Origin of the sequence: Micromonospora sp. DT41 (genome assembly GCF_049841715.1) — a bacterium.
GTDB lineage: Bacteria > Actinomycetota > Actinomycetes > Mycobacteriales > Micromonosporaceae > Micromonospora > Micromonospora profundi.
Genome location: NZ_JBNCKU010000002.1, coordinates 423,291 through 443,303 on the forward strand (window position 1 = coordinate 423,291; position 20,013 = coordinate 443,303).

The following is a 20,013-nucleotide window of genomic DNA, read 5'->3' on the forward strand; positions in this document are numbered from 1 at the left end:
ACCCCCGGGTGGGCCCGAGGCCCGCCCGTCTCCGCCTTCCTCCGTGCTCGGGTTCGCGCTCACGCGTCGTGTCGTCACCGCCGCGTGGCCGGCCATTCTTGTCTGTCCGCGCTCGCCGCGCCGTGGTCGCGGCGGGCCCCTGTCTCCTGGGAGTCACGTGCCACACAGCTTCAATGACGACATCATCGCGGAGTTCCGCGCCAACGGCGGTCGCGTCGGCGGTTGGTTCGAGAACGCCCGCCTGCTGCTGCTCACCACCACTGGGGCGCGTACCGGCGCCCCGCACACCACCCCGCTGGGCTACCTGCCCGACGGCGGGGAGCGGGTCCTGGTCATCGCGTCCGCCGGTGGGGCGCCACGTGACCCGCAGTGGTTCCGCAATCTGCTGGCCGATCCGCAGGTCACTGTGGAGGACGGGGTCTTCACCTATCGCGCCAGAGCCGACGTGCTGACCGGGGCCGAACGGGACGCCGTCTTCGCTCGGGCGGTGGCGGCCGATCCCGGTTGGGGCGAGTACCAGGACCGGGCGGGGCGCGCGCTGCCGGTGGTGGCGCTGGAGCCGCTGCCGGGTCCGCCGACGCCACCGCCTGGCCCGCCGGGTACGGCGCTGGTCGCCGTGCACGACGCGTTCCGGCGGGAACTCGCGCTGATCCAACAGGAGGTCGACAAGGCCGGGCCGCACGTCGGCGCGCAACTACGGGTGAACTGCCTGAGCCTGTGTCAGGGGCTGCACGGCCACCATGAGCGCGAAGACGCCGGCCTGTTCGCCTGGCTCGCCGACCAGCGGCCCGACCTGGCTACGGTGCTGGCCCGGCTCGCCGACGAGCACCGGGCGGTGGCGGCGGCGCTTGACGAGTTGCGCGCTGTCCTGGGTACGCCGCAGCCGGACCGGGAGGTGCTGCGCCGCGAGGTGGCCCGGCTCACCGACCAGGTACGGGCGCACCTGGCATACGAGGAGGAGCAGCTTGTGCCGCTGCTGAACGCCGCCGACTGACAGGTACCGGTCGGGCTGGCCCTGAGGTGGGTCAGCCCGACCTGCGGCGGTGTACCCGGCTGCTGTCGCTCGGGCGGCCCGGGTCGACGTAGCGGGGTGTGTCGGGCTCGTCGGGGCGCAGCGGGGCGAGGGCGTCGGTGAGCGCGTCGATGATCCGGTCGGTGGCCCGGCGGGCGGCGCCGGGGTCGGAGGCGTTTACCTCGCCCAGGTCGACGGGTTCGCCGAAGTGCACGCGGATCACCGGGCGGTGCCACACCGCGCGGGCCAGGCGGCGCAGCATCCCCCGGGGAGCCCGGTAGGGCAGCACCTCGTGGGCTCCCCACTGCGCGACCGGGATGACGGGTGCGCCGCAGTCCAGGGCGAGACGGGCGGCGCCGGTCTTGCCGCGCTCGGGCCACATGCCGGGGTCCAGCCCGATGCGTCCCTCCGGGTAGATGAGGATCACCGATCCGGCGGCGACGGCGGTCGTGGCGGCGTCGAGTGCCCGGTGCACGGCGCTGGTGCCGCGGTCGACACGGATGTGGCCGGCGTGGCGCATGAGGGTGCCGACCACCGGGGCGCGGAACAGGCCGGCGGTCGCCATGACGCGGGGGGAGATGCCGCGGACCTGGCAGGCGGCGACAAGCGCCACCGGGTCGAAGGGGCTGATGTGGTTGGCGGCCAGCACCAACGGCCCTCGGCGCAGGTGCGCCGGGACATCGCCGGTGACCTCCAGGCGGGCCACCAGGGCCATCACGGCCCGGGCCAGCAGCTGGGCGCCGCGCCAGATCAACGGCGGCTGCCAGGGGGAGTGTGCGGTGTTCATCAGCGCGCCATCGTCGCACGCTGCGGTGGGGCCGCGAGGGCGGGTCGGCCGGTTGATCACGTCGGGTGGGCGGGCCGAACGGGCTGGACGCCACTGGCGGCGGGTGGGCCGGGTGGCCGGGTGATCAGGGTCATTGGTCCCGGGCCGGTTCGGGCCCCCCGGCCCTGCCTCTTTCGCTACGACGAGCAGTAGTATCTACTACGTCTCGTAGTATGAATAGCTGGGGGTTTCAGGTGGACGCGTTGGACGTCGCCCGGTGGCAATTCGGTGTCACCACCGTCTACCACTTTCTCTTCGTGCCGCTGACCATCGGGTTGTCGGTGCTGGTGGCGATCCTCCAGACGATGTGGCACCGCACCGGCAACGAGCGCTACCTCAAGCTCACCAAGTTCTACGGCAAGCTGTTCCTGATCAACTTTGCGATGGGCGTGGTCACCGGCATCGTGCAGGAGTTCCAGTTCGGCATGAACTGGAGCGACTACTCCCGCTTCGTCGGCGACATCTTCGGTGCACCCCTGGCCATCGAGGCACTCGTCGCCTTCTTCCTCGAATCCACGTTCATCGGCCTGTGGATCTTCGGCTGGGACCGGCTGCCCAAGCGCCTGCACCTGGCCAGCATCTGGGCCGCAGCGATCGGCACCAACCTCAGCGCGTACTTCATCCTCGCGGCCAACTCGTTCATGCAGAACCCGGTCGGCTTCCGACTCAACCCGGAGACCGGCCGCGCCGAGCTGACCGACTTCGTGGCGGTGCTGACCAACAAGGTCGCCCTGATCACCTTCCCGCACACGCTTGCCGGCTCGTTCCTGGTCGCCGGCTCGCTTGTCGTGGCCGTCGGCCTGTACCACGTGATCCGCAACCGGGACTCCGCCGACACCGGCGCGTACCGCTTCGCCACCAAGTTCGGCTCCTGGGTGGTGCTGGTCTCCTCCGCCATCGTCGTGATCACCGGCGACATCCAGGGCAAGATCATGACCCAGGTGCAGCCGATGAAGATGGCCGCCGCCGAGGGCCTCTACTCCACCGAGAGCCCCGCCTCGTTCTCCGTGCTCACCATCGGCAGCCTCGACGGCAGCCGCGAGGTGTTCGCCCTCAAGATCCCGTACCTGCTGTCGTACCTGGGCACCGGCGACCCGAACGGCACAGTGCACGGCATCAACGACCTCCAGGCCCAGTACGCCGCCCAGTACGGCGCCGGCAGCTACACCCCGATCATCCCGATCACCTACTGGAGCTTCCGCTTCATGATCGCCTTCGGGTTGGCCGCCGCCGCCATCGCCCTCGTGGTGCTCTGGAGCCAGCGCAAGGGCCGTACCCCGAGCAGCAAGTGGCTGCTGCGCGCCGGGCTTGCCATGCCGGTGCTGCCGCTGCTCGCCAACTCCTTCGGCTGGATCTTCACCGAGATGGGCCGCCAGCCGTGGATCGTCTTCGGCGAGATGCTCACCCGCGACGGTGTGTCCCGCAGCGTCTCGCTGGGCGAGGTGTTGACCTCGTTCACCGCCTTCACGCTGATCTACGCCACCCTCGCCGTGATCGAGGTCAAGCTGCTGCTGCGCTACGCCAAGGCCGGCGTGCCCGACGTCAGCGAAGAGCACCCCATCGACGACACCCACGACGACGCCGAGCGTCCGCTCGCCTTCGCCTACTGATCCCGGAGCCCCATCGTGGACCTCACCACCATCTGGTTTCTCCTCGTCGCCGTGCTGTTCACCGGCTACTTCATCCTGGAGGGCTTCGACTTCGGCGTCGGCATGCTGCTGCCGGTGCTCGGCCGCGACGACCGCGAACGCCGCGTCATGATCAACACCATCGGGCCGGTCTGGGACGGCAACGAGGTGTGGCTGATCACCGCGGGTGGCGCCATGTTCGCCGCCTTCCCGGAGTGGTACGCCACCCTCTTCTCCGGCTTCTACCTGCCGCTGCTGCTGATCCTGCTTGCCCTCATCGCCCGGGGCGTGGCCTTCGAATACCGGCACAAGCGCCCCGAGGCGTCCTGGAAGCGCCGCTGGGACGCCGCCATCGTCGTCGGCTCGCTGCTGCCGGCGATCCTGTGGGGCGTCGCGTTCGCCAACATCCTGCGCGGCGTGCCGCTGGACGCCGACCACGAGTACGTCGGCGGTCTGTTCAACCTGCTCAACCCGTACGCACTGCTCGGTGGCGCGACCACCCTCGCGCTGTTCCTCACCCACGGCGCGGTGTTCATCGCCCTGAAGACCACCGGCGACATCCGGGAACGCGCCGGTGCCCTCGCGGTGCGTCTGGGCGTCGGCACCGCGGTGCTCGCGGTGGGCTTCCTGACCTGGACGCTCAGCATCCGCTCCAGCCCCGCCGCCGTCGTGCTCGCCGTCGGCGCGGCCGTCGCCCTGCTCGGTGGTCTGGCCGCCGCCAAGGTACGCCGGGAGGGCTGGGCGTTCACCGGCACGGCAGTTGCCATCGGCCTGGCGGTGGCCACACTGTTCGCCGCGCTGTTCCCGAACGTGATGCCGTCCACGCTCGACGCTGCGGGCACCCTGACCACCACGAACGCGGCCTCCACCCCGTACACCCTGAAGATCATGACCTGGGTGGCGGTGATCTTCACTCCGATCGTGCTTGCCTACCAGGGCTGGACGTACTGGGTGTTCCGCAAGCGCATCGGCGTGGCCAACATCCCGCAGCACTGACGGAAGTGACCTGACCGGCCGCCGCTGATCGGCGGCCGGTCAGGTCACGAGCAGGCGAAGGCCGAGTTCCGCCGCTTCGAGAGCGACGAGGTCACTGTTGCGTTCGGCCCACCGCCCCGAGGCGAGGTCTGCCCGCAGGTCGCGCACCGCCCGGTGCTCGGCCTCCGGGCCGACTCTGGTCCAGAGCGACAGACCCCGGCGCACCCGCTCGTCGAGGTACGCCTCGGGCCGACGCCAGTACGCCTCCAACAGGCCGTCGGCGCAGTCCCACGGGATCGGCACCTCTTCGATGCGGGCTCCGATCGCGCGGGCCTGCTCGACCAGCGGAGGCCGGTCGGAGAGAAGCTGTGCCACCTCGGGCAGGTAGTCGCGGGTGAGCCAGAACCGGCGGTGCCACCCGGTGTCACTGTCGTCGTGCGTGAACACCACCACCTTCCGGGCCACCCGTCGCATCTCGCGTAACCCGGCGATCGGGTCCGGCCAGTGGTGCACTGTGGAGACAGCCATCGCGGCGTCGAAGGACTGGTCCTCGAACGGAAGGTTCGCCGCGACGGCGGCCACGCACGGCGGCGCGCCCACCGGGCGCTGCGCCCGCATGAGCGCCGACGGCTCCACAGCGGTGACGTCGCGGTCGGTGGGCTCGTAGGAGCCGGTGCCGGCACCGACGTTCAGGACGGTCCGCGCGTCTCCGAGCGCCGCCCAGATCCTCGCGGCGATCCGCGGGTCGGTGCGCCGCGTCACCGTGTACGTGGCGCCGATGGTGTCGTACAACTGCCCACTGGTCATGCCGTCACCTCTCCCGAATGTCGACCCGATGTATCGGGCCGATACGTCGAGACGCTATGTTCTGGCGGACCGGGCCGCAAGCCCCTGCGCGGGCGCGTGCCAGCCTTCTCCGAGCGCGCACAGGGGACGACCGGTACCCGGCCGAAAATGAGCGGCCGGCGACGAGCCGCCCCGCTACGGTGTGCCGATGCCCGCCACCGTCCACGTCCGCGAACTCACCGTCGACGACCTCGACGACGCCTGGGCGCTGAGCTGCCTCGCGTTCGGATCCGACCCGCAGCAACGCCATCCGCGCACCAGAGTCGACGTGCCCGGCATGACCCGCTACGGCGCGTTCGACGACAACGGCCGGCTCGTCGGCAAGGCCGTCGACCTGCACCACGACCAGTGGTGGGGTGGCCAGGCGGTGCCGGCCGCCGACGTGGGCGGGGTGGCCGTCGCCCCCGAGGCCCGGGGCAGGGGAGCGGCCCGCGCGATGCTCACCGCCCTGCTCCGCGGCGCCAACGAGCGCGGTGCGGCCCTCAGCGCGCTCTATCCCACAGTCGCCGCCCCGTACCGCGCCTGCGGCTGGGAAGCGGCAGGCGTGCTGCGTACCCTCGATCTGGCGACCGCCGCGCTGCCCCGGCACCGGCCGGATCCCCGGCTCACCGTCCGCGCCGGCACTCCTGCGGACCTGCCCGCCGTCACCGCCCTGTACGAGCGGGTCAGCCGGAACCGCAACGGGATGCTCACACGCCGGGGTGAACTGTTCGACGTCTCCGCCGCCGACGGCGGCCTGCCCGGCGACGCGCTCACCCTCATCGAGGACGGCGGCGACCTGGTCGGCTACGCGAGCTGGGAGCGGGGCCGTGGCTACGACGCCAACTCCGTGCTCACCGTCGACGAGGCTCTGGCCGTGACCCCGGAGGCCGCCCGGGAACTCGTCGGCGTGCTCGGCAGTTGGGCAAGCGTCGCGCCCACCCTGCGGCTGTGCCTCCTCGACGGCGACGCCGTCAGCACCCACCTGCCGCTGGAGTCGGCCCGCGAACACCAGCGCAACCTGTGGATGCACCGGCCGGTGGACGTGGCGCGGGCGGTCGCCGCACGGGGGTGGCCCGCCCACGCCCGGGGTGCTGTCGACTTCGCCCTCGCCGACCCGCTCGCCGAGTGGAACACCGGCACGTGGCGGTTGACGGTCGCCGACGGCGCAGCCGAGCTGACCCGGGTCGGCGTAGAGCCGGACCTGCACCTGAACGTACGGGGCTTCGCCCTGCTCTACGCCGGCGCCGCCCGCGCCCAGGCGGTCGCCGAGGCGGGTCTGCTGCACGCCACCGGTGTGCGGCCCGACGCCCTGGACCTGCTGGGTGCCGGCGGCCCGGCGCAGATGCTCGACTATTTCTGACCGGCCGGGTCGGCCGGGCCGGCACTCTGGCCTGACCGCCGCCGCGCCGCAGGTCGGCTTGCCGCGCCGTAGGCCAGCCTGATCGACTCGGGCTCCTGGAAATCGGGGTGTTCCGGCCGCCCGGACACCGCGATTTCACCGAACCCGAGTCGATCATATGGATGACGCCGGAAGTGTGGCCAGCTCGGCGTTGGCACGCTGGGTGACCAGGGTGAGCACCCGGGCGACGGTGGCCGCCTCGTCGGCGGGGATGTCCCCGTACAGCCGGCCGGTGATGTCCCCGACGGCCCCGGCGATGCGAGCCTGCACGGCACGCCCGGTGTCGGTCAGCCGAATCGCCGGGCCGACGGCGGAACTGTCGCCGCCGACCGAAGCATCGCCGATGGCGGCACTGTCGTCACCGACGGAAGCACCACCGTCGGGGGAGGCATTGCGCGCGAGGTCGGCGTCGAGGAGCTCGGCGATGATCTGCTGCACCGCGGGCTCGTCGACCTTGAGTGTGCCGGTGATTCGCTGTACGAGCCGGTCCCGTTCGACGGCACCGGCGGCGAGGACGTTGAGCGCGAGCACCTGCCCGAAGCTGACGCCGAGCGGCGCGACAGCCCGTTCGAGCAGGGCCCGGGTGGCGTAGTGGGCCTGGCCGATGACCTGCCCGGTGAGGGTGGGAGTGGACATGACGCCTCCTTCGAAACGTTGGCATCACCAACGTTGGTGCGGCCAACGTAGCACGAGTCGTGGGTCGCACCAACGATTGCTGTTAGGCTGCTGCCCATGGAGTCCAGCTCCCCGCAGGCGCCCGCGGGGCTACGCACCACCCCGAGCTGGCTGCTCAGTCAGACCGCCAGCCACGCCGCCCGACTCGTCGCCGCGGGCTTCGCCGCGTACGACCTGCGCGGCTACCACTTCCGGCTGCTCGCCGCGCTGGCCGAGGGAGGCCCCGCCAGCCAGGCCGACCTCGGACGTCGCTGCGCCATCGACCGCAGCGACGTCGTGGCGGCCGTCAACGAGTTGGCCGGTCGGGGGCTCGTCGTCCGCGCCCCCGACCCGGCCGACCGCCGCCGCAACGTCATCAGCCTCACCGCCGCCGGCGCCGACAAGGCCCGACAGTTGGCCGACACCGTCGGCCGGGTCCAGGACGACCTGCTCGCCCCGCTGTCGGCAAGCGAGCGTACGGAGTTGACGCGCCTGCTAACCCGGCTGCTGGAGCATCACAGCCAGCGCTGACCCGCCTCAGCGGGCCTCGCGCAGCTCCGCCAACCGTGCCTCGATCTCGGCCAACTCGGCCCGCAGTTTCTCGGCCTGCTGCTCGGCCTCGGCCCGCTCGGTGCCGAGAATCTGCTCCACCGCCTCCTGCACACCGGGCACGTCGACGAGCGCCACCATCTTCAGCGCCTCGGCCGGCTTCACCACGTACGGCTTCGCGAGCGCCTTGCTGCCCTGCTGCGCGGCGACAGTCCACTCGCCGTCGGCGTACGCCAGCGTCACCGTCAGCCCTGCCGGGCCCTTCGGCTTGGTCGCCTTGACCGCCCGCCGCGCCGGCGGCTTCTCCACCTGTTCCACCTTCGGCTCCTCCCGCCGCTGCGCCGGCACCCGCGGCGTGTCCAACACGAACTCCGGTTCCGGTGCCGCAGGGGGCTCCGGTGTCGGCGGCTCCGGCTTCGGCTCGACAACCCGGCGACCGGCGCCCTTGGGGGCGATCGCCAGGTCGGCGGGGGAGAACGGCAGCTCGTCGCGGCCGAAGCGCACCACCACGAACTCGTCGGACACCTCCGGGTCGGTCAGCTCGATGACCTGGCCCACCTGGCCGGCGATCTGCCCCGCCGAGGCGGTGAACACCACCCGCGGTTTACGCCCGGCCGCCAACGCCTCCCGCAGGCTCTGCACCTCGTCAGTGGACAAACCCTGGCCGGCATCCATCGCAACCCTCTTCCGTACACCTGTTTGATTGCTGTCTTGATACCAGTCCACTGCGACACGCGCCGCACGGGGCTCGCGCCCGTTCAGCCGCCCAGCGCCCGCAGTGCCCGATCGGCGTGGTCGTTCATGCTGACCTCGCTGTGGATGACGTCGATGACACGCCGGTCCGTGCCGATGACGAACGTCATCCGCTTGGTGCTCAGCGGACCCAACGGCAGCCGCCGCCGCACCCCGAACCGCTGCGTGACGACCCCGTCCGGGTCGGACAGCAGCGGATAGTCGAAGCCGTGTCGCGCGGAGAACTCCGCCTGCTTGTCCACTGTGTCGCGGCTGATGCCCACCCGCGTCGCGCCCACCGCCGTGAACTCCGCAGCCAGGTCCCGGAAGTGGCAGCTCTCGGCCGTGCAACCCCTGCTCAGGGCCGCCGGGTAGAAGAACAGCACCACCGGACCGGTCGCGAGGAACTCCGACAACCGCCGTGGGGTGCCCGTCTCGTCCGGCAGCTCGAAGTCCTCCACCACGTCGCCGACAGTCACATCCGCCACCGCGCACCTCCGCTTGTCAGTCGGGACAGGCGGTGAGCGTAAGCGATCACGCCCAGAGCGCCGCCACCTCATCCGCCAGCACAGCTGCCTGCGCCCGACCGGCCCGCGCCGACCCGGCCCGCCGCGCGGGGTCCAGCACGTTGCGGCCGATCGCCCTACGCGCGCCCTCGTCCGGCGTCACCACAAGTACCCGCGACCCGGCCTGGCGCAACTGCGCCACGTGCGCCGACAGCCGGGGCATCGGACCGAACGCCCCCGACGTCGGCGCGATCACCAGCACCCGCCGCGCGCCGGACGCCAGGTCCGCGTTCACCGCCGAGCGCATCCCGCCGTCGATGTAGCGGCGCGCGCCGATCGTCACCGGCGGCCACACCCCGGGCACCGCGCAACTGGCCCCCACCGCGTCCACCAGCGACACTCCGCTGTCGCCGTCGAACACCACGAACTCGCCCGAGGCGGCGTCCACGGCGGTCACCAGAAACCGCCGTGCCGGCCACTCCCGCACCGGCAGGCGGGCCTCGATGACAGCGCGGCGCGAGGCCTCCGACGGGGTACGCGCCGCCACCGCCATCGCCCCGATCCGTGCCCGTGACCGCACCGCGTCCCGGGTACGCCCGCCGGCCCAGACCAGCCGCGCCAGCGCCATGAACCCCAGCCGTGCCGGCCGCTCGCCCGACGGCGGCGTCAACTGCTCGGCGTACAACTGCTCCAGTGGTAGCCCCGAGCACACCTGCGCGCCCACCACCGAGCCCGCCGACGTGCCCACCACCAGGTCCGCCTCGGAGACGTCCACGCCCCGTTCGGCCAGTCCGGCCAGCAGACCCAGCTCCCAGGCCACGCCGGTCACCCCGCCACCACCGAGCACCAACGCCCGTTCCATGTGACTCTCCTCTCGACGACCGGTCCGCGTCGGTCACGGTAGCGTCGGCGCGACCGGTACGCGCCCCAGGACAGCAGCGGAGGCACCATGGCACCCGTCACCGTCATCACCGGCGGAGGCCGGGGCATCGGCGCGGCCACCGCCCGCCGCCTCGCCGCTGCCGGGCATCACGTCGCGCTGTGCTACCTCCGCGACCACGCCGCCGCCGAGGCGGTCGTCGCCGACCTGCGGGCCGCCGGCGTCGCTGCCGTCGCGGTGTGCGCCGACACCACTGACCCCGACCAGGTCGACGAGCTGTTCACCGCCGCCGAGCGGCTCGGCCCGCTCACCGGCCTGGTCAACAACGCCGGTGTCACGAGCCCCATCGGCCCGTTCACCGAGCTGCGCGTCGAGGACCTGCGCCGCGTCGTCGACGTCAACCTCATCGGGTACGTCCTCTGTGCCCAGCAGGCGGCCCGCCGGATGACCGACGGTGGGGCGATCGTCAACGTGTCCTCGGCGGCGGCGACCCTCGGCGGCCCCGGTGAGTACGTGCACTACGCCGCCGCGAAGGGCGCCACCGACACCCTCACCGTCGGCCTGGCCAAGGAACTCGCCCCGCGTGGCATCCGGGTCAACGCCGTCGCTCCCGGCATCGTGCGCACCGACATCCACGCCGTCTCCGGAGTGCCCGACCGTCCCGACAGGGCTGCCGGCCGCATACCGCTGGGCCGGGCCGGCGAACCCGACGAGATCGCCGCCGCCATCGCGTGGCTGCTCGGCCCGGACGCCTCGTACACCACTGGCACGGTGTTGCGCGTCTCCGGCGGCCTCTGATCCCGACGGTCCGCCCCGCCCCAGTGCCGCGAGGCCTCCTGCGCGCCGGTTCGACAGCATCGGTCAGACTCGTTCGTACCCCGCGGCCGCCCGACCCCCTGGTCGCGCGACCGCCGTACCCCTCGTCCGATGGTTGGAGCGCATGTCCCACACCCTCCTCGCCTGGTTGGCCGGCGGCGTCCTGCTGGTGGGCGCCGGGCTCGCGACGACACTGGTCCCCGCCCGGCGGGCACGCGACCGCAAACGGCGGGCCGCCTGGTCGGCCGCCCGCGCTGCCATCGACAGCGCGACGGTCAGCCGGGACGCGGCACCGGACCCGGTGCCGGCGGCCGAGCAGTTGCTGGCCCGCGCCGAGCTGATCGCCGCCGACCGCGGCGGGGTTTCGGCAGCCCGGACGGCGGAGCAACACGCCCGGCAGGCCGACCGGTTGTGGCGGGCGCACCCGTGACGGCCCGCAGGTCGCACCGCTACGAGGCCCTGCGTTGGGCGCTTCTGGGCATCGCCGTTGTCGTCCTGGTGATCTTCCTGGGTGCCCAGCAGCAGCACGGCGCCGACGTGAGCTACGGCCGGTCGCCGGCTGACTCGACGACGGTCCCGAAGGGCCCGCCTCCCCGGGGAGGCGACCCGACCGTCCCGTCGGTGGAGGAGATGACAGCGCTGGTGGCCGGCAGTCCCGTGGTGCGGTTGCCCGGCTCGATCGCACGGTGGGACGAGCAGCAGGTCCGTGCGGTGGCCGGCGACCACCCTGTCCGCATCCTGGTCGCGCCACCCTGGCTCGACGAGGACGAACAACGCCGGGTACGCGACGTGGACAACGCCACCATCACGGTGATCGGCACCGAGGTGTCCGGCGGCATCTACCGGGCCGTGCCCGATGACCTGCCGAGCTGGCGTGCGAGCTTCGCCACCGCCGACGTGACGGGCTCGCTCGTGGCACTGATCGCCGCGCTGCGGGAGGTGCCCGCCCCGGCCGACCAGGACGTGGTGCGCTGGCGCGAGCCGAGCGGCCCGGAGTTGACCGCCGTCGCCGCCGACCTGCGGGCCAAGGGCCTGCACGCCGCCGCGGGAGCGAGCCTCACCGCGGTGCCGGACAAGGCCGCGAAGACCGCGTTCCCGGACGGCGCCCTGTACGTGGCGCTTCCCCCGCAGCCGTTCGGTGAGCCCCTGCCTCGCTTCGGTCCGGCACTGACCGGCCTGTTCCCCAACACCCCGATCATCGTGATGTACGGCAACTGGATCGAGTACCACGGCCCGGCGGCGGACTTCTCTGAGGTGGCCGGGGCTAGCTTCTACGGCCACTTCGCCGACCGGATCAGTAAGTACGACTATTCGCAGGACCAGGTGCTCGCGGTCTACCTGAACCGGGTCACCGACATCCGCTACTCGGGGCTGTTCGACCGTCCGCTGCCGTACCGGCCGGTCGACCCGCTGCGGGTGGCGCTGCCCGTGCTGCCGTGGCTGTTCGCGGGTTGCGTGGCGACGTTCCTGGCCCTGTCGGTGCGGTCGCTGCGCCGGCCGGACGGCACGGGGATCCGGCGGGGCAACGGCGCGCCGGCCCGGCTGGCCGGTCTCACGGCGCTCGCCGTCGAGATGTCCCTGCTGACCGACGCGCGTAGCAACCCGGCGTTGACGAGAGGCATCGTCAAGCTCCAAGCGGCCCGTGCCGCGTTGGACGAGGAGCTGCCGGAGCATCACGTGCTGTCGTTGCTGAAGGAGGCGGCCGAGGAACTGGACGACGGCGCCCGGACGTCGGGCCTGACCAGTTACCGCCCCGAGCTCTACCTACAGGGCAGGTTGTCGTGAAGAAGTCTCTTCGAGGATGGCTCGGCGCCCTGGTCAGCACACCCTTCGGTCTCGCCGTGCTGGCATGCCTGGTGCTTGCCGCCTGGGCACTGTGGACCGGCGGGGTGCTCGACGGTCCGGCCGCCCGTCAGGTCCGCACGTCCTCGGTGTACGCGGCACCGGGCGTCGACCTGGACCGGGCCGCGGCCGAACGGATCATCGGCAACCGCCGGCTCGTCGTACTGCTGCTCAAGCCGGGCGCCGACCTGCGGGACGGCTGCCGCCAGGTCAGGCGCGCCGCCGAGGGAAACGTCGTGCTGGTGATGAGCCCCGACGGCGACGACTACGACACGTGGGGCTGCGCGTTGCTGCCCGGGCGCGACGACGAGAACTTCGGGCGGGCCGTCGTGGCGGAGACCATCATCAGCCGGGGCGTCGACAGTTTCACCGACCGCCCGCTGGACGCGCTGAAGGTCGTCACCGTCAACTACGACCTGTTGGTGAAGGCCGGCACCGTACCCGACGGCACGCGCACGATCAGCCCGTCGCTGCCGCGTTTCCTGCTCGCGGGGGCGGCGATCGTGGCCGTCGTCATCGGCTCGGCTGCGATCTATGTGGCGGGTCGCCGGGCGGGCCGGCTCGCGGCCGCCCGTCGGCACCGGCGCGACGAGCACGCCGACGCGAGTAGCGCGCTGGGCGCCGGCGCGGCCGTGCTGGCTCAGCAGATCATCGACCTCGACAAGCGGTACGCGGCGACGCGCCGCCGCAGCGGCGTCACCGATGTCGAGAAGGACTTCGGCAGGCGGTACCTGGAGCTGACCTCGGACTACGCCGGGCTGCTCGACCGCATCGAGACCGTCGACGCGAGTGACGACGCAGCCGTGCGCCAGCTCATCGGGCACGTCGACGAGCTGAGCCAGCGGGCGACGCAGGCGAGTCGGTGACGGCGGCGCCGGCCGGCTTCACGACCCGGTCGGCTCCGCCCGCCACACCCAGTTGCGCCGCTCGTACAGCGGTGTGAGGCCGACCCGGAGCATGTTTGTCAGCGACGGGTTGGACGAGCCCGGGTCGGGTCGGCCCGTCTCGGAGACGACCCACCGGCAGCCGGCCCGCTCCGCGGCGGCCGCCCGGGCCGTCAGCAGCGCCGACTGCGCGCCCCGACCCCTGTGGCTCGGCAGTGTCGCGCCGGTGTTGAGCGAGCCCACAGCGCCGTGGACGAACAGGTTGGCGGCGGCGACCATCTCGTCGCCGTCCCAGGCGGCGTACGGCTGGAAGCGGGGGTCGCGCACGGCGCCGGTGAGCATCGGTCCGAGGTGCTGCTCGGGCATGCCGAAGCAGCGCAGCACCACCGACGCCCACTGGCCGTGCAGCTCCGGGGGCACTGGGCCGACCCGCAGGTCGGTGTGGCCGGGTCGGAGCGTTCCGATCTCGGCGGCGAGCTTCACCCAGGTGCTGCCGCCGGTGATGTTCTCCCGCGCGCAGATGTCGTCCCAGTCCGCAGGTAGCAGGTCGGGAGCGATCTGGAGGACGGCGGCAGGTGTCGCCTCGGCGCGGTAGAAGTCGCACACCGCGGCGATGAGGTCGGCGCTGACCGGCTCGTCGAAGCCGAACCCGAGCGCTTTGCTCCAGTAGCCGGTGGGGTCGTGTCGCATGGAGAGCACCACCGCGCCGCCCATCCGGGTGGCGGCCATGCCGAGGGCGGCTCGGACGTCGGTGGGCGCCCCCGCCTCGTACTGGAACATGAACTCGGCCTCGGCCTGTTCGGCGAGCGCGAGCATCGTCTGGTCGGTTGTCACGGGGGACCAGACTGCCACGGCGGTCGCGTCGCGGGTGGGCGGGTGGCGCCACGACTGCCTGGTCACTGCCTGCGAGCCGTCGGCCGCAATGGGTTGACCGACCCCACCACAGCCCCTATCGTTCCAGTACGTAGAACGGCGTACGGCTCAGTCGAACGATTTGGTGGTTGGTAATGGTCGAGGCAGCTCTGGGCATCATTGTTCCACCCGCCAACCCGACGGTTGAGCCCGAACTCCGTCGCCTGCTGCCAGCGCGGGTCCGCTACCACGTCGCCCGGCTGCCGGTCGTGAACGGGTCACTCGCACAGCGGCTGGACCGCTACGCCGAACTGCTGCCGGATACCGCCGCCACGCTCGACGGCCTCGACCTGCGGGCCACCTACGTCGCCTGCACCGGCTGCTACTACCGACCGGGGCGCGGCGACGTGCACCGCACCGACAAGGCGGCGAGCGGGCGCCTCGGCTCGCCGGTGTTCGGGGCGGCGAACGCGGTCCGGCAGGTGCTCGACCGTCTCGCGGTCCGGTCACTGACCCTGATCTCGCCGTACCCGGACTGGCTCACCGAGCAGGCGGCGGCATTCTGGCGCGCGAACGGCCGCAGTGTCGGCACGCCGGTGCCGGTGCCCGGCACGGGCGCCATCTACGACCTCAGCTCGACCACCGTCCGCGACACAGTGCTGCAGACCCTGCGCTCGCTTGCCGACGACGGCTTCCCGCCCGGGCACGCGGTGCTGCTGACCGGGACGGGCGCACCCAGCCTGGACGTCCTCGACGAGGTCCTGCCGCAGGCACCCGTCCCGGTGCTGTCGTCGAACCTCGCCGGCGCCTGGCAGTTGCTGGAGACCGCCGGGATCACCCACCTGGCGGGCGAGTCGCCCAGCCCGGCGTTGCGGCACCTGGCCGCCACCCTGACCCAAACCCCCTCGACCGGAATCGTCGGCGTTGTCGCCGGCGGGAAGGAGTGACCGTGGCGTCCACCAGTCACGCCGTGCAAGCCCCAGTCGTCGTCCTCGGCGGCGGGCCGGTGGGCATGGTGACGGCCCTCGCCCTGGCCCGCCGGGACATCCCGGTGATCGTTCTCGAACGTGACCCGGACGAGGTGCGGTCGGAGTGGCGCGGCTCCACCGTTCACCCCCCGACCACCGAACTGCTCGACGAACTCGACCTGGCCGCCCCACTGCTCAAGGAGGCGGTCCGGGTACACCGGCTGGACTACCGCGACCTGGAGCTGACCGAGTCCGCCTGCTTCTCCTACGAGGCGCTCGAAGGCGAGACCCGGTACCCGTTCCGGTTGCAGTACGAGCAGTACAAGCTGGTCCGGCTGCTGCGCCGCGCGGTCGCCGAGACGCCGAACATCGACATCCGGTTCGGGCACGACGTGGTCGGCCTGCGTCAGGACGACACGCATGTCGAGTTGGACGTGACCGTCGACGGCGCCCCGAGCGTGGTGAGCGCCCAGTGGGTGGTGGCCGCCGACGGCGCGCACAGCACCGCCCGCAAACTGCTCGACGTTCCGTTCCCCGGTTTCACGTACCCGACGCTGAGCCTTGTGGTGGCCACGCCGTTCCGCTTCGAGGACGCGGTGCCCGATCTCGGCGCGGTCGGCTACTGGTCCGGCCCGAAGGGCCGTTTCTCGCTGATCAGAACCCCCGACATCTGGCGTGCGGCGCTGTCGACGGGCACCGGCGTCGACGACGAGCCCCCGTCCGGCACGCACCCGGCCTTCCTGGCCGCCGTGGACCTGCTGCTGGGCGGCAAGCCCGACGCCCGTGAGTTGCCGCTGAGCCAGCACCAGACCTACCGCAGCCACCAGCGGCTCGCGGAGTCCTTCCGGATCGGCCGGGTGTTGCTGGCCGGCGACGCCGCCCACCTGAGCAGCACCACCGGCGGCATGGGTCTGAACTCGGGCATCCACGACGCGGTGGCGGTAGCCATCGCGCTGGCCGAGCCGGACCCGGACACGGCCACCAGCGAGTACGCGCAACGTCGCAGGTCGATCGCCGAGCGCTTCGTCCAGCCGACCACGACGGAGAACCGCACCTCGGCCGACGGTGTCGAACTGGCCGGTCGCCGCGAGCGGCTGCTGCGCCTGCGGGCGCTCGCGGACAACCCCGAGGACGCCCGAAACTACCTCCGTCGTGTCAGTATGCTCGGGATCCAGCACTAGACGTCGGGCCGTTCACCACAGCCAGATCGGTCAACCGCTGGCGTGTTCCTATGCACCTTCGAGAGGTGATCTGAATGGGGATCAGCGTACCGGCGTCCGAGCCGGAGGACGGTCATCGCTACACGACGAGCGGCCTGGGTCGCGCTCTGGCCGTGATCGACCTCCTCGCCGAACGCAGCCCGGAGATGATCGGGGTGTCGACTGTCGCCCGGGTCCTGAACCTGCCCAAGGCGGTGGCCCACCGCATCCTCAAGGAGCTGACGGCCAACCAGTTCGTCACGTTCGACGAGGGCACCCGGCGCTACCGGCTCGGGCCGGGCGCTCTCGCGGTCGGGTTGGCCGCCCTGCGTGCCATCGACGTGCAGGCGATCACCAACCGGCACATGCGGCGGTTGGTGGAGGCCACGGGGGAGACCGCGACCCTGTCGATGCGGCAGGGGTGGGTGCGGGTCTACACCGACCAGGTGCTCTCGCCGCACGAGATCCGGATGTCGGTGACGCTCGGTTCCCGTCATTCGCTTGTCGCCGGCTCGTCGTCCAAGGCGATCCTGGCGGCCCTGCCCGATTCCGAGATCGCCGAATACCTGGCCACCCATGAGCTGGTCTCGGTCACCGCGGCCACCATCACGTCCGTCGAGCAGCTCTGGACCGACCTGCGGGAGGTCCGTGAGCAGGGCTACGCGGTGAGCCGGGGCGAGCGGCAGGCCGGCGCGGTAAGCGTGGCGGCGCCGATCCGGCTGGCCTCCGGCGAGGTCTACGGGTCGTTGTCGCTGTGCGGCCCTCAGGACCGTTTCTCGGCGCAGCTGCTCGTCGAGTACGGCGAGCTGGTGGCCGACGCGGCCCGCCAGGTCAGCGCCGAGCTGGGCTATCAGGCCCCCGCGGCGCAGGAAGCCCCGCAGCCGGAGCCGGTGCAGCGCAAGCGTGCGCCCCGGCGTCAGGCGACGCGGTCGGTCGCGGACCACGCCGCGACCAGTTCGGCCGAGGTCGTCGTCTCGCAGAAGTAGAAGCCCAGGTTGCGGATCGCCGCCTCGGCGAGGTCCGCACGGGTCCAGCCGACCAGGTCGGTCGGCATCGTGGTGGTCAGGTCGGCCATGTACGCGTCGCGGATGGTGGAGTCCACGCAGACGTTGGCGGCCGTCCCGACCACCACCACGTGGTCACGTCCGTGCGCGCGGAGCAGGTTGTGCAGGGGCGTGCCGACGAACGCGCTGTAGCGCGTCTTCTCCAGGTGGCAGTCGCCCGGCTCGGGGCGCAGGCCCTCGGCGAGTTCGGCGCCCCAGGAGCCTGCGGCGCAGACGCTGAGCGGGCTGCGGCCCATCGCCTCGGCACGGGCCCGCCGGGCCGGTGACACGAGCTGCTCGTGGGCGGCCTGCCGCACCCAGATGACCAGGCATCCCGCGGCCCGCGCCTGGTCGAGGAAGCGCGGCAGCCTGCGGGCCAGCTCGGTGTTCACGCTGACGTCGGCGCCGAGCTTCGCCATGGCCCCGACGGGGGAGCAGAAGTCGTTCTGCATGTCGATGACCAGCACCGCTGTGCGCTGCGACAGGTGTTCCATGAGGGTTTCTCCGGGGTTGGGCGATTAGTAAGGAACTAGTCGTATGGAGTCGGGCCTTGCGGACCATTGACCTCGCCGCTGAACATAGCTTACGTTCCCTCCAACAGAACGGCGTACTGCACAAGCGAACAGCGTCGCGTAATTTCACGGACCGGCCGGTGACAGGGGTACCCATGAGTGCGATCAAAGTGGAGGGCGTCAGCAAGGTCTTCGCCGGCGCCGGTGGCCAGTCGATGCTCGCGCTGAGCGACGTCTCGCTCGACATCGCCGACGGTGAGTTCGTGGTGCTGTTGGGCCCGTCCGGCTGCGGCAAGACGACACTGCTGCGGATCATCGGTCAGCTGGAGAGCCCGACCGTGGGGCGGGTACGAATCGACCACGGCGACCGGCAGGAGAACGCCGACCGCCCGCTGGGCTTCGTCTTCCAGGAAGCCACGCTGATGCCGTGGCGGTCGACGGGCGCCAACGTCGCCCTGCCGCTGGAGATGGCCGGCGTCGGCCGCCGGGAGCGCGAGGCGAAGGTCCGCGAGATGCTGGCCCTCGTCGGGCTGCCCGACGCGGCGAGCAAGCTCCCGCACCAGCTCTCGGGCGGTATGCGGCAGCGGGTCTCCATCGCCCGGGCGCTCGCGCACGACCCCCAGGTGCTGCTCATGGACGAGCCGTTCGGCGCCCTGGACGCGCAGACCCGCGACATGATGAACGCGGAGTTGCAGCGCATCTGGCTGGAGAACCGCAAGACGGTCGTCTTCGTGACGCACTCCGTCTCCGAGGCCGTCTTCCTGGCCGACCGCATCGTGATGCTGGGGACCAAGCCCGGTCACATCCACTCCATCACCGAGGTGACGCTGCCGCGGCCGCGCACCCTCGCGATGACCGAGTCCGCCGAGTTCCGCTCCCTCGCGACCGAGCTGCGCCGCCAGATCGGCGAGGTGCAGCAGGACAACGACATTCGACCCGCCGTCTCGGCCTGATCAGCAACTGAGGTGTCGCACGTGACCACTACAGATCAGCGCCACCCGGCGCCGACGTCGCCTACCGCAGAACAGCTACGCCCTCCGCCGCTGACGCTGTCGCAGCGACTGCGCAACAACCGCTGGCTGTCCTTCTACACCAGCCCTCTGCTCGTCGCGCTGTTCCTGGTCGCCTGGAAGATCTACGTCGAGGTCACGGACCTGTCCCGGTTCGTGCTCCCGGCGCCGGAGGCGGTGTTCAAGTCCTTCATCGAGCAGATCACCGACCCGTTCGTGTGGCAGACCCACATCTGGACGACCTTCTACGAGGTCATCATGGGTCTGGCGCTGGCCATCGTCCTGGGCGTGGGGCTCGGCCTGATGATCGGCAAGTCGCCGCTGTTCGACCGCATCGCCCGACCGTTCATCGTCGCCACCCAGGTGGTGCCGAAGGTCGCGCTGGTCCCGCTGTTCATCCTCTGGCTGGGCTTCGGCCCGTCGTCCAAGGTGGTCATGGCGGCGCTGCTGGCGTTCTTCCCGCTGCTCATCAACACCTCGTTCGGTGTCCGTTCGGTGCCGGGCTCGATGCACGACCTGATGACGACGCTGAAGGCGTCCCGCTGGGAGCGGTTCTGGCGCGCCGACCTGCCGTACACGATGCCGTTCATCCTGGCCGGCATGGAGCTTGCGGTCGTCCAGGCGACCATCGGCGCGATCGTCGGTGAGTACCTCGGCGGTGACAAGGGCCTCGGCCGGTACGCCGTCAACCTCCAGAACGGCCTTCAGGTCGACAAACTGTTCGGCGCGATCCTGATCATGGCGTTGTTCGGCTTCACCCTCTACAGCATCGTGACCGGCGCCCGCCGGCTGCTGATCCCCTGGCACGAGTCCGTGCAGCCACGCCGTACCCCCTGACAGGTCCGCTCCTCCCGATCCCTGGTCGGCGCCGCGACGCGGCGCGGGCAGGTCACACCTT

Annotated in this window: 21 protein-coding genes and 1 pseudogene; 14 read left to right on the forward strand and 8 right to left on the reverse strand. The window is 71.6% G+C overall.

Going from position 1 to position 20,013, the window contains the following annotated elements:
* Nucleotides 1–157: 157 nt before the first annotated feature.
* Complete coding sequence (locus ACLQ23_RS05955) at nt 158–994, forward strand: nitroreductase/quinone reductase family protein (protein ID WP_355596579.1); 837 nt, start codon at nt 158–160, stop codon at nt 992–994.
* A gap of 31 nt (nt 995–1,025) precedes the next feature.
* Here ACLQ23_RS05955 and ACLQ23_RS05960 read toward each other — a convergent pair whose 3' ends face one another.
* Nucleotides 1,026–1,799 (reverse strand): lysophospholipid acyltransferase family protein, encoded by a 774-nt coding sequence (locus tag ACLQ23_RS05960; protein WP_355628355.1) that lies wholly within the window; start codon nt 1,797–1,799, stop codon nt 1,026–1,028.
* A 233-nt stretch (nt 1,800–2,032) separates the two neighbouring features.
* Here ACLQ23_RS05960 and ACLQ23_RS05965 point away from each other — a divergent pair, with 233 nt between their 5' ends.
* Together ACLQ23_RS05965 and cydB are read left to right on the forward strand one after the other, a co-directional pair.
* Nucleotides 2,033–3,448 (forward strand): cytochrome ubiquinol oxidase subunit I, encoded by a 1,416-nt coding sequence (locus ACLQ23_RS05965; RefSeq protein ID WP_355596575.1) that lies wholly within the window; start codon nt 2,033–2,035, stop codon nt 3,446–3,448.
* Nucleotides 3,449–3,463: 15 nt separating this feature from the next.
* Nucleotides 3,464–4,462, forward strand: coding sequence for a cytochrome d ubiquinol oxidase subunit II (gene cydB / locus ACLQ23_RS05970; protein ID WP_355596573.1), 999 nt, complete (start codon nt 3,464–3,466; stop codon nt 4,460–4,462).
* A gap of 39 nt (nt 4,463–4,501) precedes the next feature.
* Here the strand turns inward: cydB and ACLQ23_RS05975 are convergent.
* Nucleotides 4,502–5,236, reverse strand: a pseudogene (locus ACLQ23_RS05975) (class I SAM-dependent methyltransferase); the annotation flags it as partial.
* A 199-nt stretch (nt 5,237–5,435) separates the two neighbouring features.
* Here ACLQ23_RS05975 and ACLQ23_RS05980 point away from each other — a divergent pair.
* The gene (locus ACLQ23_RS05980) at nt 5,436–6,629 is read left to right on the forward strand and encodes a GNAT family N-acetyltransferase (RefSeq protein WP_355628352.1); all 1,194 of its coding nucleotides are present in this window, start codon (nt 5,436–5,438) and stop codon (nt 6,627–6,629) included.
* Between the two features lie 153 nt (nt 6,630–6,782).
* Here the strand turns inward: ACLQ23_RS05980 and ACLQ23_RS05985 are convergent, their stop codons facing one another.
* Nucleotides 6,783–7,304 (reverse strand): hypothetical protein, encoded by a 522-nt coding sequence (locus ACLQ23_RS05985; protein ID WP_355596569.1) that lies wholly within the window; start codon nt 7,302–7,304, stop codon nt 6,783–6,785.
* A gap of 96 nt (nt 7,305–7,400) precedes the next feature.
* On the opposite strand from ACLQ23_RS05985, the gene ACLQ23_RS05990 reads away from it, so the two are divergent.
* A complete protein-coding gene (locus ACLQ23_RS05990) occupies nt 7,401–7,853 on the forward strand; it encodes a MarR family winged helix-turn-helix transcriptional regulator (protein WP_355596567.1) in 453 nt (150 codons plus the stop codon).
* A gap of 6 nt (nt 7,854–7,859) precedes the next feature.
* Here ACLQ23_RS05990 and ACLQ23_RS05995 read toward each other — a convergent pair whose 3' ends face one another.
* From ACLQ23_RS05995 to ACLQ23_RS06005, 3 genes are all read right to left on the reverse strand, one after another.
* Complete coding sequence (locus ACLQ23_RS05995; RefSeq protein ID WP_355596565.1) at nt 7,860–8,546, reverse strand: hypothetical protein; 687 nt, start codon at nt 8,544–8,546, stop codon at nt 7,860–7,862.
* Nucleotides 8,547–8,629: 83 nt separating this feature from the next.
* The gene (locus ACLQ23_RS06000; RefSeq protein WP_355596563.1) at nt 8,630–9,091 is read right to left on the reverse strand and encodes a peroxiredoxin; all 462 of its coding nucleotides are present in this window, start codon (nt 9,089–9,091) and stop codon (nt 8,630–8,632) included.
* Nucleotides 9,092–9,137: 46 nt separating this feature from the next.
* Complete coding sequence (locus ACLQ23_RS06005) at nt 9,138–9,971, reverse strand: patatin-like phospholipase family protein (RefSeq protein WP_355628350.1); 834 nt, start codon at nt 9,969–9,971, stop codon at nt 9,138–9,140.
* Nucleotides 9,972–10,058: 87 nt separating this feature from the next.
* Here ACLQ23_RS06005 and ACLQ23_RS06010 point away from each other — a divergent pair, with 87 nt between their 5' ends.
* The 4 genes from ACLQ23_RS06010 (at nt 10,059) to ACLQ23_RS06025 (ending at nt 13,513) form a co-directional block, all read left to right on the forward strand.
* Nucleotides 10,059–10,787 carry an SDR family NAD(P)-dependent oxidoreductase gene (locus ACLQ23_RS06010; RefSeq protein WP_355596559.1) on the forward strand — a complete coding sequence of 243 codons (729 nt, stop codon included), beginning with the start codon at nt 10,059–10,061 and terminating at the stop codon, nt 10,785–10,787.
* 142 nt (nt 10,788–10,929) lie between these two features.
* On the forward strand, nt 10,930–11,235 hold the full coding sequence (locus ACLQ23_RS06015) for a DUF6403 family protein (RefSeq protein WP_355596557.1): 306 nt from the start codon (nt 10,930–10,932) through the stop codon (nt 11,233–11,235).
* Nucleotides 11,232–12,590: a hypothetical protein gene (locus tag ACLQ23_RS06020; protein ID WP_355628347.1), complete on the forward strand. Its 1,359-nt coding sequence runs from the start codon at nt 11,232–11,234 to the stop codon at nt 12,588–12,590. The genes ACLQ23_RS06015 and ACLQ23_RS06020 overlap by 4 nt, the downstream gene beginning before the upstream one ends.
* Nucleotides 12,587–13,513 carry a hypothetical protein gene (locus ACLQ23_RS06025; RefSeq protein ID WP_355628344.1) on the forward strand — a complete coding sequence of 309 codons (927 nt, stop codon included), beginning with the start codon at nt 12,587–12,589 and terminating at the stop codon, nt 13,511–13,513. Before ACLQ23_RS06020 ends, ACLQ23_RS06025 begins: the two co-directional genes overlap by 4 nt.
* 18 nt (nt 13,514–13,531) lie before the next feature.
* Here the strand turns inward: ACLQ23_RS06025 and ACLQ23_RS06030 are convergent, their stop codons facing one another.
* Nucleotides 13,532–14,365, reverse strand: coding sequence for a GNAT family N-acetyltransferase (locus tag ACLQ23_RS06030; RefSeq protein ID WP_355628341.1), 834 nt, complete (start codon nt 14,363–14,365; stop codon nt 13,532–13,534).
* 173 nt (nt 14,366–14,538) lie between these two features.
* Here ACLQ23_RS06030 and ACLQ23_RS06035 point away from each other — a divergent pair, with 173 nt between their 5' ends.
* From ACLQ23_RS06035 to ACLQ23_RS06045, 3 genes are all read left to right on the forward strand, one after another.
* Nucleotides 14,539–15,330, forward strand: a complete 792-nt coding sequence (locus ACLQ23_RS06035) for a maleate cis-trans isomerase family protein (protein ID WP_355596549.1) — start codon at nt 14,539–14,541, stop codon at nt 15,328–15,330.
* A gap of 2 nt (nt 15,331–15,332) precedes the next feature.
* Entirely contained in the window at nt 15,333–16,532 is a 1,200-nt protein-coding gene (locus ACLQ23_RS06040; protein WP_355628338.1) for an FAD-dependent oxidoreductase, read from the forward strand.
* 74 nt (nt 16,533–16,606) lie between these two features.
* Complete coding sequence (locus ACLQ23_RS06045) at nt 16,607–17,536, forward strand: IclR family transcriptional regulator (RefSeq protein WP_425735931.1); 930 nt, start codon at nt 16,607–16,609, stop codon at nt 17,534–17,536.
* Here the strand turns inward: ACLQ23_RS06045 and ACLQ23_RS06050 are convergent.
* Nucleotides 17,467–18,087 (reverse strand): cysteine hydrolase family protein, encoded by a 621-nt coding sequence (locus ACLQ23_RS06050; RefSeq protein WP_355596543.1) that lies wholly within the window; start codon nt 18,085–18,087, stop codon nt 17,467–17,469. The genes ACLQ23_RS06045 and ACLQ23_RS06050 overlap by 70 nt on opposite strands.
* A gap of 173 nt (nt 18,088–18,260) precedes the next feature.
* Between ACLQ23_RS06050 and ACLQ23_RS06055 the strand changes: the two genes are divergently transcribed.
* Both ACLQ23_RS06055 and ACLQ23_RS06060 read left to right on the forward strand, forming a co-directional pair.
* Nucleotides 18,261–19,058, forward strand: coding sequence for an ABC transporter ATP-binding protein (locus ACLQ23_RS06055; protein ID WP_355596541.1), 798 nt, complete (start codon nt 18,261–18,263; stop codon nt 19,056–19,058).
* 21 nt (nt 19,059–19,079) lie between these two features.
* Nucleotides 19,080–19,952, forward strand: a complete 873-nt coding sequence (locus ACLQ23_RS06060; RefSeq protein ID WP_355596539.1) for an ABC transporter permease — start codon at nt 19,080–19,082, stop codon at nt 19,950–19,952.
* Nucleotides 19,953–20,013: the final 61 nt, after the last annotated feature.